Annotated in this window: 9 protein-coding genes and 2 pseudogenes; 7 read left to right on the top strand and 4 right to left on the bottom strand. The window is 45.0% G+C overall.

Annotation, left to right across the window (positions count from 1 at the left end; all coding sequences use genetic code 11):
* Positions 1 to 172: 172 nt before the first annotated feature.
* The 3 genes from phnX to phnW form a co-directional block, all read right to left on the bottom strand.
* Positions 173 to 991: a phosphonoacetaldehyde hydrolase gene (phnX, locus tag OCV52_RS18455; protein WP_137407089.1), complete on the bottom strand. Its 819-nt coding sequence runs from the start codon at positions 989 to 991 to the stop codon at positions 173 to 175.
* An 80-nt stretch (positions 992 to 1,071) separates the two neighbouring features.
* Positions 1,072 to 2,511, bottom strand: coding sequence for an aspartate aminotransferase family protein (locus tag OCV52_RS18450; protein ID WP_137407090.1), 1,440 nt, complete (start codon positions 2,509 to 2,511; stop codon positions 1,072 to 1,074).
* Complete coding sequence (phnW, locus tag OCV52_RS18445; protein ID WP_137407091.1) at positions 2,511 to 3,614, bottom strand: 2-aminoethylphosphonate--pyruvate transaminase; 1,104 nt, start codon at positions 3,612 to 3,614, stop codon at positions 2,511 to 2,513. Before phnW ends, OCV52_RS18450 begins: the two co-directional genes overlap by 1 nt.
* 349 nt (positions 3,615 to 3,963) lie before the next feature.
* On the opposite strand from phnW, the pseudogene OCV52_RS18440 reads away from it, so the two are divergent.
* From OCV52_RS18440 to OCV52_RS18410, 7 genes and pseudogenes are all read left to right on the top strand, one after another.
* Positions 3,964 to 4,970, top strand: a pseudogene (locus tag OCV52_RS18440) (putative 2-aminoethylphosphonate ABC transporter substrate-binding protein).
* Positions 4,971 to 5,090: 120 nt separating this feature from the next.
* On the top strand, positions 5,091 to 6,509 hold the full coding sequence (locus OCV52_RS18435; RefSeq protein WP_137407092.1) for an FAD-dependent oxidoreductase: 1,419 nt from the start codon (positions 5,091 to 5,093) through the stop codon (positions 6,507 to 6,509).
* 85 nt (positions 6,510 to 6,594) lie between these two features.
* Entirely contained in the window at positions 6,595 to 7,356 is a 762-nt protein-coding gene (locus tag OCV52_RS18430; RefSeq protein ID WP_261900894.1) for an HAD-IB family hydrolase, read from the top strand.
* A 177-nt stretch (positions 7,357 to 7,533) separates the two neighbouring features.
* Positions 7,534 to 8,642 (top strand): annotated as a pseudogene (locus OCV52_RS18425) (putative 2-aminoethylphosphonate ABC transporter ATP-binding protein).
* A 21-nt stretch (positions 8,643 to 8,663) separates the two neighbouring features.
* Positions 8,664 to 10,373: a putative 2-aminoethylphosphonate ABC transporter permease subunit gene (locus tag OCV52_RS18420; RefSeq protein ID WP_206383561.1), complete on the top strand. Its 1,710-nt coding sequence runs from the start codon at positions 8,664 to 8,666 to the stop codon at positions 10,371 to 10,373.
* Between the two features lie 67 nt (positions 10,374 to 10,440).
* Positions 10,441 to 11,145: a phosphonate utilization transcriptional regulator PhnR gene (phnR, locus tag OCV52_RS18415; protein ID WP_137407095.1), complete on the top strand. Its 705-nt coding sequence runs from the start codon at positions 10,441 to 10,443 to the stop codon at positions 11,143 to 11,145.
* A 158-nt stretch (positions 11,146 to 11,303) separates the two neighbouring features.
* Positions 11,304 to 12,206 carry an EamA family transporter gene (locus OCV52_RS18410; RefSeq protein ID WP_137407096.1) on the top strand — a complete coding sequence of 301 codons (903 nt, stop codon included), beginning with the start codon at positions 11,304 to 11,306 and terminating at the stop codon, positions 12,204 to 12,206.
* Between the two features lie 137 nt (positions 12,207 to 12,343).
* Here the strand turns inward: OCV52_RS18410 and OCV52_RS18405 are convergent, their stop codons facing one another.
* Complete coding sequence (locus tag OCV52_RS18405) at positions 12,344 to 13,126, bottom strand: siderophore-interacting protein (RefSeq protein WP_137407097.1); 783 nt, start codon at positions 13,124 to 13,126, stop codon at positions 12,344 to 12,346.
* Between the last annotated feature and the right edge of the window lie 32 nt (positions 13,127 to 13,158).

Below are 13,158 nucleotides of genomic sequence, written 5' to 3'. Positions count from 1 at the left end.
AGTTTTGTATATTTGCCAGTTAGTCTGATGAAAACTCTTAGAAAATTTGTTCCTCATCATGCTTTAGACTGAAACATCACCTAATATGCTTCTTTTGAATGAGTACATCGCTTAATATATTGCTTAAACAAGGAATTAACATTTGCTTTCCTGAAACAGAAAGAACTTGAGATTAAGGACGCTCACCAGCCAATAAGCGCTTTTCGATAGCAGCAATTACTTCAGGCAAGTCGGCGATGGTGTCGATTAGATAGTGTGGGTTTGATTTGTTTAGCTTAACGCTCGCTTTTTCACGAGCTGCTGTAAGCGTTGCTTCATCTGCGTTTAAGTATTCTTGGTAAGTTAATCCTGCTTCGTTGCCTGATAAAACAAGGCCTACCGTCCACATGCCTGCGTTGTGACCCTCATCAATGCCCGGGGCTGCATCATCCACTTTTACACAGGCTGCAACGTTTGTTACGCCTAGATCAATCACGTTTTTAAGTGCCATGAATGGTGCAGGGCGACCACCTTGAGGTAAATCATCGGTTGCAACGACATTGTCTGGACGATAGCCGTAATCTGCTGCTGCAGGAATCAGAACATCCATCACTTCACGTGGGTAACCGGAACAAGAACCGATCTTTACGCTTTTCTCTTTTAGGTTATTTACGACTTCAATCGCGTTTAAAATTGGCGCTGCGTGGTCGGCTACTTTCGCTTTTTGAAGAGGCATAAATGCCGCGTAGATTGCATCAACGTCTTCACTGGTCATCGAACGCCCGAATTGTGCGTTCCAACGCGCATCGACAGCAGGGATTCGACCCACCGCTTGGATGTGATCCCATTTACCGATACCCATAGGTTCACGCGCTTCTGCTAAGTCGATGTTAAAGTCGAAACCTTGCTTGAATGCTTCAACAAAGATACTGGTTGGAGCAAACGAACCAAAATCTACGATAGTGCCAGCCCAGTCAAAGATAACCGCTTGGATAGGTGATGTTGTGTTCATAGTGGTGTCCTTTTTTGCCACTCCCATTTAAAAGCACGGGAGGGGCTAATGATGTTTTAGGTTATTGGATTCATGTTGGTTTAAAGGTATTCAAAGTCTTTACAGACTTTTGCTATCGCGTTTTCGAAGACAGACAGAGCGACTTCTAGTTCACTGCGGCTGATGATCAATGGCGGGCTCAATTGAATCACGTTACCTTGTGACACCTTGAAGCTCAGGCCATCGTTCAGACATTGGTAAAGTACGGCTTCTGCTTCATCGAACGCTCGGGTTTTGGTGATATGGTCGGTGACCAATTCCACACCCCAAAGCAGGCCGATGCCGCGAACGTCACCAATAACTGGGTATTTCTCTTTCATTTGTAGCAGTTGTTCACGAACGAATACGCTGTCTGCTTGCGCTTTTTCAAGTAGGTTTTCTTGCTCAATCACTTCCATGGTAGCCAGTGCCGCCGCGCAGCCGATAGGGCTTTTCTCATGGGTGTAATGACCCAGTGAAACTTGCGCTGCCGTGTTGTATTTGTCTTTAGTGACTATGGCTGCAATTGGAACCAAGCCGCCGCCAAAGCCTTTACCGATACATAGGATGTCAGGTTCGATATCAAACGCTTGGTGTGTGAACCATTCACCGCTACGACCCATGCCATTTGGGATGTCATCAATGATCAACATGACGTTGTGCTTGTCGCAGATTTCACGGATGCGTTTCCAGTAAGCTTTACTTGGCACTTGAACGTCTGTGTTACGAACCGCTTCCGCAATGAAGGCTCCAATACCACCTTCTTTTTCAATGACGTACTCAAGGTAATCGGCGTAGTGAACATCGCATGCCGTCTCATTGTTATCGCTTGAGCTACACTCACTTAACGGAAAACTAGCGCGAAGCGAAAAAGCACCACGATAAGAGACTGCTGGTGGGATACGTTCTACGCCAGCCATTAACGGGCCCATACCTTCACGGAAACAGGCTTCACCACCGACAGAAATCGCATCCAATGATGCGCCATGGAAGGAGTCCCACAATGAAACGACTTTGAAGTTGTTGGTGACATGTCGAGCCAGTTTGAGTGCCATGCCGATAACCGAAGTACCACCCGGTGCAAACAGCACGCGATTTAAATCACCACCGCAGATCTGTGTTAGCTTTTCAGCGCATTGAACGGTGGTTTCATTGGTAAAGCGACGTGGTGAAAACGGTAATGACGCCATTTGTTGAGTCACTTTATTGATGATGTGTGGGTGGCCATAACCTAGTTGATGGACATTATTGCCATGAAAGTCCATGTACTTTTTGCCCGTCGCATCTTGAATATAAATGCCTTTAGCGGCTTCAAGTGTGTCTAGGCAAGGTGTTGACATCGCTTGATGGAGAAACACGTCTGAGTCGCGTTTTAACATCGCTTGAGTCGCCTCATCGTTTAACGACTCATTCAACTTTTCACGTGCGGGTGTGGTGTTCACATCGCCTTCACTTCGAAAGTGCGTTGCCTTTGGTGCTGGCTCTTGGTTAATTATTGTCATTACTTAATGTCCCAGTACATAGCATTCTTAACAGCGCCAATGAGAGCTTCAATATCAGACGGATAAACTTCACCAATGTTACCAATGCGGAAGCAGTCTGCGTTTGAGACCTTGCCCGGGTAAATCACAAAACCTTGTTCTTTCAAGCGCTCATAGAACTCTTTAAATTGGTAATCGCTGTGTGTTGGAGAATAGAAAGAGGTGATGATAGGAGAGTGAAGTTCATCAGTAAGCAGTGGTTCAAACCCTAGGGAGCGCATGCCAGCAACTAACGTTTTTTGGTTGGTTTGGTAACGATTATGACGAGCTTCGATACCGCCTTCTTGTTCAAGCTCAAGCAGTGCTTGGTAGAAAGCACGCACCGTGTGAGTCGGGGAGGTGAAGCGCCATTTACCGTGATTGATTTCCATGCAGTGCCATTGATCAAACAGGTCAAGGCTTAACGAGCGAGCTTGGCCTTGACACTTTTCTAGTTCTGATTGCTTAGCAATGACAAAGCCGAAGCCTGGCACACCTTGGATACACTTGTTAGCTGAGCTGATCATGTAATCAATACCTAAGTCAGCAATATCCATAGGGAGGCCACCAAAGCTCGACATTGCATCAAGAATGACAGTCTTGTTGTGCAGTTTTGCCAATTTAGCAATGTCATCAATTGGATTCAGCATGCCAGTTGTGGTCTCACAATGCACAATCGCAACATGAGTGATGTCTGAATCCATGGCCAATGCCGTTTCCATTTCGTTCAAGTCAGGCTGTGATGTTTCACCAGGAGAAACGACATGGCATGGAATGTTTAAATATTTTGCGATTTGAGCAATACGAGCGCCGTACGCACCGTTATCCACAACGAGAAGTTTTCCATTTTTAGAGATAACGCTACCAATTGTTGCTTCAACTGAAGCGGTACCGCTACCTTGCATTAATACGCTCGTGTATCCCGCTTGTTTAGTCGCTAAATTCACAAGCTTGCTACGAATCACTTCAACAATGTCTTTGTTGTATTCATCATCCCAAGTACACCAATCTTTAAGCATCGCTTGGCGAACGGTTTCAGAAGTCGATAGTGGGCCCGGTGTCAGTAATAAGTAATCGTTTCTCATGTTTAATTTCTCGTGATTTAATTTGGACTATACCAATTTGTGCGATTACTTTAACAACCAATTTAAACGGTCGTAAATAGTCCAAATGCCATTTTCACAAAAGCTTCATAATAAAATTAATCCCTTGCCCTGAGAAATTCATCGATCTTTAAACTGCCATTTTTTGTTCATTTAACCGTCATAGAAGCCAGTTAGCTTAATAATTGAAATCTGGTACATACCAAACTGGAGGTGTGTGCTAATAACCTAAATGAATTTATGGACATAGGTGCCTCTTGGTGGGGCTTCTAGCTTTAGCAATTTTAACCTTGGCTACTTCTCACTTTAGAGTTGAGCCTGACTGGAGAAAATGATGAAAAACCGTTTTATGAAAGGATCACTTGCAGCATTAGTCACACTATTAGCTGGTAACGCTTATGCGGCACAGGAAGTAACGGTTTACACCGCTTTTGAAACTGACATCTTAGCGAAGTACAAAAATGCTTTTGAAAGCGAAAACCCAGACATCAACATCAAATGGGTACGTGATTCAACTGGGATCATGACGGCAAAATTATTAGCTGAGAAAAACAACCCTCGTGCAGAAGTGGTATGGGGCCTTGCGGGTTCTTCAATGGCTCTACTTAAAGAAGAGGGCATTCTTAAGCCTTACACTCCTCAAGGTGTAGAAGCGCTGCGCTCAAACCTCAACGATCCGCAATCTACTCAAGCTTGGTATGGCAACGATGCATTCTTCAATGCGGTTTGTTTCAATGAAGCGGTAGCGAAACAACTTAACCTGCACCTAAATCTTGGGATGACCTAACCAAGCCCATCTACAAAGGTCATATTGCGATGCCAAACCCAGCGTCTTCTGGTACTGGTTATATGCAAGTGTCTGCTTGGCTACAAAACATGGGTGAAGACCAAGGTTGGAACTACATGCAGAAGCTAGACCAAAACATCGCTCACTACACGCACTCTGGTTCTAAGCCATGTGTTCAAGCGGGTATGGGTGAAGTCGCTATCGGTATTTCTATGGCGAGCCGTGGCGCTAAGCTGAAAACTCAAGGTGCACCGCTTTCTGTAATTACGCCTGAAGGTATCGGCTGGGAATCTGAAGCGGTAGGTCTTGTGAAGCCTTCCGATGCAGCGCAACGCGTGGTTGATTGGTCTATCTCTAAAGCAGCAAACGAGCTTTACATCGAAATGTACCCAGTTGTTGGTCACCAAGATGTGACGGCAACAATTGAAAACTTCCCTAACGTCGAAAAGAACATGGCAAAAATGGACTTTGCACGTATGGGCAGCGAGCGTGCAGACGTATTGAAAACATGGTCTGAGAAGTTTGACGCTAAATCAGAGCCGAAATCTTAATCTATCGAGCTACTCAGTTAATTAACTATTAAGTTCATTAGAAGTTAGAAACCAGTAAAGGAAGGCTTCGGTCTTCCTTTTTTAGTTTTACGCCTTTAGATTTTATGTAAGGTACGACAAATGACAAAACACTACTCATATTGGTTCAAACAAGCACTAGAAAAGGAATTTGGCGGCATCGATGCGGGGCTAGAATCTGCGAAGCCACTGCAAAAAGACATTAACTGCGACATCGCTATTGTTGGCGGCGGTTACACAGGGCTGTGGACGGCGATTTTGATCAAGCAGCAGCAACCTCAAAAGCATGTTGTGGTGATTGAAAAAGGTTTGTGTGGCAGCGGCGCTTCTGGTGCGAACGGTGGCTGTATGCTGACATGGTCGACTAAGTATCCCACGTTGAAGAGGCTCTACGGAAAAGAGCAAGCAAAATGGCTGGTAAAAGAATCGGAAAAGGTCATTTACGAGATCGAAGCTTTCTGTAACGAACATAATATCGACGCGCATTTGTATCGTAGCGGGACTTATTACACGGCAACCAATGAAGCACAAAAAGGTGGAATGGAGCCCGTAGTGAATGAGTTGGTTAAACAGGGTATCAATAGCTGGAAGAAGTGTGACAGCTCTTTGTCTGATAAAGCAGGATCGGAGCGTCATATCGAAGGTTATTACTCAGAAGCCGCGGGCAGTGTGCAGCCAGCATTACTGGCGAGAGGGTTACGTCGAGTTGCTATTGATTTAGGGGTTGAAATTCACGAAAACACGGAAATGACTTCGCTTGATTATGGAGCCCCAGCTCGAATCCAAACCAAAGGTGGATCTGTTTTTGCCGACAAGGTCATTTGGGCACTCAACGCATGGATGCTCGATCACTTTAAAGAGTTTAAACGCAGTATTGTGGTTGTTTCGTCAGACATGGTTGTCACTAAGCCTATCCCTGAAAAGCTTCAGCAATTTGGCCCAGAGAAAGGGGCGGCAGTGGTGGATTCACGTATCTTTGTTCACTATTACCGAGACACCCAAGATGGACGTCTGATGTTGGGTAAAGGTGGCAATAAGTTCTCGTTTGCCAATCAAGTTGAAAGCATGTTTAACCAAAAGACAAACTACCTGTCGATTCTAAATCAATCGTTCGAAAAATTGTTCCCTAAATTGGAACAAAGTGAGTTCGATTACAACTGGTCGGGTGGATCAGATCGCTCAGTAACAGGATTGCCATTTTTCGGTAATCTAAAAGGCCAAAACAACATCTATTATGGGCTCGGTTACTCAGGTAATGGTGTTGCGCAAACTCGTATGGGCGGAAAGATTCTGTCATCTATGGTACTCGGCACTGACAACGCTTGGACCTGCTGCGGATTAACCAAAGGACCGCTTGGGCATTTCCCACCAGAGCCATTCCGTTGGGTAGGGGCCATGACGGTGCGCAATGCAGTACGCAGAAAAGAGAACGCAGAAGACTCAGGAAAAGCGCCATGGTGGCTAGATAAGCAATTAGCAAAGCTGGCTGGTGCGGCAGGTAAAGCCGACAAGGTTGAGTGAATCTTTGTTGTAGATTGTGCTTTGCAGGTTAAGCGAGAACCGATCTTCAAGTGGCAACTGAATTGGAAGTTAAATTTGATTTGAAGTGAGAATTGATATGACGACCCCGCTGTATGTATTTGATTTAGACGAAGCACTCATGGATGGAAACAGCGCCATGATTTGGAATGAGTTTTTGGTTGAGAAAGGGTTGGCAAATGAACCTAGCTTTTTGAACGAAGAACGCCGGCTTATGGCGCTGTATGTTCAAGGTATTCTCAATGAAGATATTTACCTTGAATTTGCAACCCGCTCACTAGCCAATAAAACTTATCAAGAGGTGTGTGCATTATTAGAAGAGTGCATTAATCGTAAAGTTCTCAGCAAGATCTTTCCTCATCTTGCAAAGAGGAGCTGGTCGTCAATAACACAAGGGCAGCCGATGGTGATCATCTCTGCCATTGTGTCACTCATTCCTGCATGTGTGGCAAAAAGGCTCAATATTCCCAATGTTGTCGGTATTGAACTCATGGAATCGTCGAGTCAATACTCTGCCAAGATTTTGGGGCTTCCGAGTCATCCGCATGGCAAGGTGGTTAGTTTGAATGAGTGGTTAGAGCAACACGGCCCTTCGCACAACCATAGTCAAAATGGTGCTGACTCGATTAATGATTTACCTCAATATGAAGTGGCGGATCGCCCTCACTTGGTTAATCCACACGAACGTTTAAGCGCTCGCTTGGAATCTGCTCCATGCGTGCGGTCTACTGATTTCAGTATTGGAAGAAACGATAGATATAACCATAAACAAGCATTGATATTTGGCGGTGAAAAGCACATTGGCTTTCATCGCCAAATACCTATCTGAGGGTTAGTGGGTTTCTGTAAGATATTGAATATTATTACTTGTTTTGTTCTCGTCACCCTCAGTTAGAATGAATTTTATTTCTGCAATATAACTGTCATTTAGCTTCTATAAATTTGTCACTCAACTGAAATATTCAAAGTTTAGATTTGGTATATACCATGTAAGGAGTGCTGTAATATGAGCAACCAAACTTATTTGAATATTGAAAACGTTGTAAAGCAATTTGGCCAATTTACAGCGCTAAAAGACATCTCCCTATCGATTGAAAAAGGCGAGTTCGTCTGTTTCCTTGGCCCATCGGGCTGTGGAAAAACCACCTTATTACGTGCGATTGCAGGTCTAGACTTACCAACCTCAGGTTCCATTGAGCAAAATGGTAGCGACACGACCTTTTTACCACCAGAAAAGCGTGACTTTGGCACGTGTTCCAATCTTACGCTCTTTTCCCTAACCTGACGGTGGAAGAAAACATAGAAATCGGGTTGAAAAACCAAGGCATGTCGACCAAAGAAGCACTCGAAACGGTGGAGTCTTGGCTAGAAACCATCGGCTTGCCAACGTCTGGTCAAAAGTATCCGAATCAATTATCTGGCGGTCAGCAGCAGCGTGTGGCTTTAGCTCGCGCACTGGCCTTGTCTCCTGGGTTACTTCTGCTTGATGAGCCGCTGTCTGCACTCGATGCAAAAGTAAGAACACACCTGCGTGATGAGATTTGTCAATTACAGCGCAAGTTGGGCATCACCACGATCATGGTGACACACGATCAAGACGAAGCTTTGACTATGGCAGACCGCATCGTGGTCATGAACCACGGGGTTATTGAACAGGTGGGGGCGCCTCAAGAGATCTACCAAAAGCCAGCGAGTCGTTTTGTCGCTGAGTTTGTCGGCAGCATGAACTTCATTCAAGCCTCTGTGGCTGTTCAAGGCAAGATGCGTATTGCTGAATCTATGTTGCCACTTCCTGGGTTAGACAATCTGACTCCAAAGCAGGGGGATGTGTTCGATATTGCAGTTCGTCCTGAGCAAATTCAGTTTGTTGATCGTTTTAATGAGTCATTACCTGTCAGAATCGTTTCGAGTGAGTTTCTAGGGGCTTTTTATCGTGTCGAATGTCAATTGCAGCATGACTCTACCGCTAAAGAGGTTATCGTTGATGTGCCAGTCAAAGAGTTCAATCGATTGAAGTTACGCCGTAGCGATATTCGTTACGTGGCGTTTGATCAAGAAGGCTTGCGAGCTTATCCATCGAAAAGTGTTCAAGTGATGAAAGACGAGGCGGCGTAAAGAATCATGGAATCGACTCAAATGATGCAACCTAAGCTGCTAATTCAACGACGAGTACAGCCTTTACTGGCTCGGTTAAGCAAGGACAACGTGATTCTATTTGGGCTGTTGGCATTTTTGTCTGTAGTCATGACGCTGTTTATTCTGATGCCATTGTGGGCGATGCTGAAAAAAAGTGTTCAGAATGCTGATGGTGAATTTGTAGGTTTACAGAATTTCGCGACCTATTTCGCTTCTCAAAGCCTTTGGCAATCTGTGGGTAACACTTTTACGTTGGGCTTGTTGGTAACGACAGTGGTTGGTGTTTTAGCGTTTGGTTACGCTTATGCGTTGACTCGGTCATGTATGCCTTTTAAGGGGTTATTTCAGGTATTAGGCTCTGCGCCGATCCTTGCGCCTTCATTACTTCCTGCAATCAGTTTGATCTTCCTATTTGGTAACCAAGGCATTGCCAAAGAACTCCTCGGTGGCAACTCGGTATATGGCTTAATTGGCATCTCATTAGGCCTGATATTCTGGACGTTTCCACATGCCTTGATGATTCTAACCACTTCACTCAGAACGTCCGATGCCCGTCTTTATGAGGCAGCACGTGCACTGAATACGTCGTCGCTCAAAACCTTCTTCATGGTTACCTTACCTGCAGCCAAATATGGCTTGATCAGTACGCTTATCGTGGTGTTTACGCTGGTGGTGTGTGACTTTGGTGTACCCAAGGTGATTGGTGGTAGCTACAATGTTTTGTCGACGGATATCTTTAAACAGGTAGTAGGGCAGCAGAACTTCTCAATGGGTGCAGTAACCAGTATCTTGTTGTTATTGCCTGCATTGCTTGCGTTTACAGTGGACCGCTGGGTACAAAAGAAGCAAAAGAGCTTATTTGATACTCGTTCTGTCGCGTACCAACCAGAACCAAATACCGTGCGTGATGGATTGTGTTTCCTTTATTGTGCTGTGATATCAGCAGCTGTGGTGATCGTGTTGGGGATGGCGGTATACGGTTCTATGGTCACCTTCTGGCCTTGGAACAAAGCGCTGACACTGAACAACTACAACTTCGCAGAAATGAGTACCTATGGTTGGACACCGTTCTTCAACTCGCTAACACTTGGCGCATGGACTGCCATTATCGGTACCGTATTGATTTTCTTAGGTGCGTACTGCATTGAGAAGGGCAGAGCATTTGGTCCTGTTCGTCAGGCGATGCAGATGCTCAGTGTTGTGCCAATGGCCGTTCCTGGGATGGTGTTGGGTTTGGGTTATATCTTCTACTTCAATGACCTGAGCAATCCACTTAACTTCTTATATGGCACAATGGCGTTCTTGGTTATTAATACCGTGGTTCACTATTACACGGTTGGGCACATGACGGCATTAACTGCATTGAAGCAGCTGCCTGCGGAAATTGAAGCCACCGCAGCCTCGGTAAACCTACCGCAATACAAGTTGTTCTTTAAAGTAACGGTACCAGTTTGTCTGCCTACGATTTTAGATATTGCGACATACCTGTTTATTAATGCACTTACCACCACATCTGCGGTAGTATTCTTGTATTCTACCGATACGATACCTGCGTCAGTTTCAGTACTGAATATGGACGACGCGGGGCAAACCGGTGCAGCAGCAGCCATGGCGGTAATGATCATGATATCTGCAGCGAGTGCGAAGTTGATTCATATGTTAATCAATAAGTTATTTGAGAAGCGCACCCAAGCTTGGCGCAAGCGCTAGCGAACCATTGTAGATTGCGGTTGGCCAAGGAGTGGCTGACGACAAGAATAAGAATGAAGGAAATTAAGTGCAGTACGTAAAAATCAAAGATGTCATCGTAGAGCAGATAGAGTCGGGGATGCTAACGCCGCGACAAAAGCTGCCTGCGGAACGTAAGTTAGCTGAGTCGTTTGATACAACACGCGTTACGTTACGTGAAGCGCTATCTTCGCTCGAAGCGGAAGGGCGTATTTATCGAGAAGATCGCCGTGGTTGGTTTATCTCACCAGCGCCGCTTCGTTACGATCCAACACAAACATTGAACTTCACTAATATGGCTCTGGCGCAGAATCGTAAGCCGAAAACTGAGCTGATCTCTGCCAAGGGAATGCTCGCCACTAAGGAGGCGACTAAGCTCCTTGAACTGCCTCCTTTCTCGGATGTTTATCGCGTAGATAGAGTTCGTTATCTTGAAGATAGGCCTGTTGTGTATGTGACAAATTACATTCGACCAGAGCTATTTTCTAACTTGCTCGATTATGACCTGTCTAAATCACTGACGGACATTTACCGCGAGCACTTTGGTGTGGTGTATCAGAAGATACGTTATCGCGTGAGCACAACGTCGCTATTGGGCGAAACAGCACAAGCTCTGCGTGCGACTTCGGGTTCTCCTGCGATGGTGGTAGAGCGTGTTAACTACAATCAAAACGGCGATTTGATTGATTGTGATATTGAGTATTGGCGTCATGATGCAATCAGTATTGAATCGATAGCTCAACTCGAACGCTAATCACTTTGACACTGTGTTAGTTAACTAACGGGTCCCTTATAATTCTGTAGGGGCGTCCGGTTTCAATGATTTAAGGTCTCTCATCCAGAGACCTTTTTTATCACTTCAATTAAGCTGTTGCTTTTATTTATCTATTTAGCAATTTTATTAGGAATGAAATGGAATTCTCTGCCATTGTTATCGTCATTATCTCTGCTTTATTGCATGCGGGCTGGAATGTTCTCGGTAAATCTAACCAAGGATCTGGTTCATCGTTTTTCCTGGCCTCTGGGTTTGCGGCTGCAGCGATATTGACTCCTTATCTTATCTGGTATGTCGATAATGTTGGCTTTGCAAATATCTCACTTCCATTTTGGCAATTGGTTTTACTCAGTGGGATATGCCAAATCATTTATCTAATTGGATTGGGTGCTGCTTATAAACAAGCTGATATTGGTGTGATTTATCCAATGGCTCGAGCGTTGCCTGTTTTAATGGTTGGCTTGGGTACCGTATTGATTGGTTATGATCTTACCGTTAATCAATGGGTTGGATTTGCACTGATTACATTGGGTTGTTTGTTTGTCCCACTGAAACAATTCTCTGAACTAAGGCTCAAGGCCTACCTGAACCTTGGCGTGCTTTGGGCACTTATCGCCGCTATCGGCACCACTGGCTATTCCATTATTGATAAAGAAGCGCTACTGTTATTGGAGCCTTTAAGCACAACGGTTATTACCAACAAACACACGGCGATTTTTTATTTAGGCATCCAGTTTTGGGCAATCGTGATTCCGCTGAGTATTTGGTTATTGGTAACTAACCAAAGTGTCGAGTTTACGAATGCTTGGGTACTACGCAAGAAAGCCACGGTGGCTGGTATCATGATGGCGTCGACTTATGGTTTGGTGCTGTTTGCAATGACCATGACAGAGAACGTCAGCTTGGTCGTTGCTCTTAGACAGGTGAGTATCATCTTCGGTGTGGTGATGGGGATCTATTTTTTAAAGGAAAAGTGGCACATGACCCGCGGTATAGGCGTTGTTTTGATTCTTATAGGTCTGGTTACCTCACTGATTTAAGAAGCGCCTACTAGGGTATCTTGCTTTGAGAGATAGAAAATGCTCTCTGGCATTGGAAAGTAAAACGCCCTTAACGGTGGATTAATCGTTAAGGGCGTTTTTTAGTTGGTCTTGAGACTGGCTATTTGGTGGTTGGCTTAGTCTGCGAGAGCTTGAGCATCTTGCTGTTTGATAACTTTATGCCCATCTTCACTGACGCCACGTTTCCAGTAGCTACTGATGTAGATGTTCTCTTTTGCGACTTCTTTTTCGTTTCTGAAGTACTGTCTGAGTTCACGCATGCTTTCAAATTCACACGCTGTCCATACTGAAACCTGACCGTCTAACCACGTTAAGCTGCGAACCGTTTGGGATAGTGTTTCTGATGTTTCATCTTCAATTAGCCAAGTGATCTTGATGCCTTCAGGGGCTTCTAGCTCTTGCTTGTCTGCTGCTGAATTGATCTGGATAACAGCGTACCCTGTTGCGTCTTCTGACAGTGTTTTTACTTTTGCGGAGAGCGCAGGGAGTGAAGTCATATCTGCCACTAAGAAGAACCAATCTGACTCTAGGTTCAGCCCCTGAATTAAACCTGGGCCAGCCACTGAAATAGTATCACCAACTTGTGCGCTCATTGCCCATCTCGCAGCAAAGCCACATTGAAGATCTTTAGTGATATGGCGAACGAAATCGACTTCGATGAACTTCTCTACAGGATTGTAGTGGCGAATGGTGTAGGTGCGCATGGTTGGACGCTCACCTTCGTCTAATTGACTCAAGTCGGTGGTGCCTAGTGGCGAGAATAGTAGCTTGATGTAGCCGCCTACACATTCAGCAGGGTACTTACTTAATCCCTCACCGCTAAACGTAATACGCTGCATGTTTGGAGTAATGGTTGAGGTTTGAGTAACAGTTAATGTGATAGGGCTAGGCTTGCTCATATAAGGCTCTCTTAGATTTTGATGCCCACATA

The organism is Vibrio chagasii, assembly GCF_024347355.1.
Classification (GTDB): Bacteria; Pseudomonadota; Gammaproteobacteria; order Enterobacterales; family Vibrionaceae; genus Vibrio; species Vibrio chagasii.
The sequence above is the reverse complement of the archived record's forward strand: the minus strand, read 5'-3'. Positions and strand labels throughout refer to the sequence as shown.

What these genes read in the sequence shown, in the direction of transcription:
- OCV52_RS18435 (WP_137407092.1), top strand. Translation starts at nt 5,091, where the DNA reads ATGACAAAACACTACTCATATTGGTTCAAACAAGCACTAGAAAAGGAA.
- OCV52_RS18405 (WP_137407097.1), bottom strand. Translation starts at nt 13,126, where the DNA reads ATGAGCAAGCCTAGCCCTATCACATTAACTGTTACTCAAACCTCAACC.
- OCV52_RS18450 (WP_137407090.1), bottom strand. Translation starts at nt 2,511, where the DNA reads ATGACAATAATTAACCAAGAGCCAGCACCAAAGGCAACGCACTTTCGA.
- OCV52_RS18420 (WP_206383561.1), top strand. Translation starts at nt 8,664, where the DNA reads ATGATGCAACCTAAGCTGCTAATTCAACGACGAGTACAGCCTTTACTG.
- phnW (WP_137407091.1), bottom strand. Translation starts at nt 3,614, where the DNA reads ATGAGAAACGATTACTTATTACTGACACCGGGCCCACTATCGACTTCT.
- OCV52_RS18410 (WP_137407096.1), top strand. Translation starts at nt 11,304, where the DNA reads ATGGAATTCTCTGCCATTGTTATCGTCATTATCTCTGCTTTATTGCAT.
- phnX (WP_137407089.1), bottom strand. Translation starts at nt 991, where the DNA reads ATGAACACAACATCACCTATCCAAGCGGTTATCTTTGACTGGGCTGGC.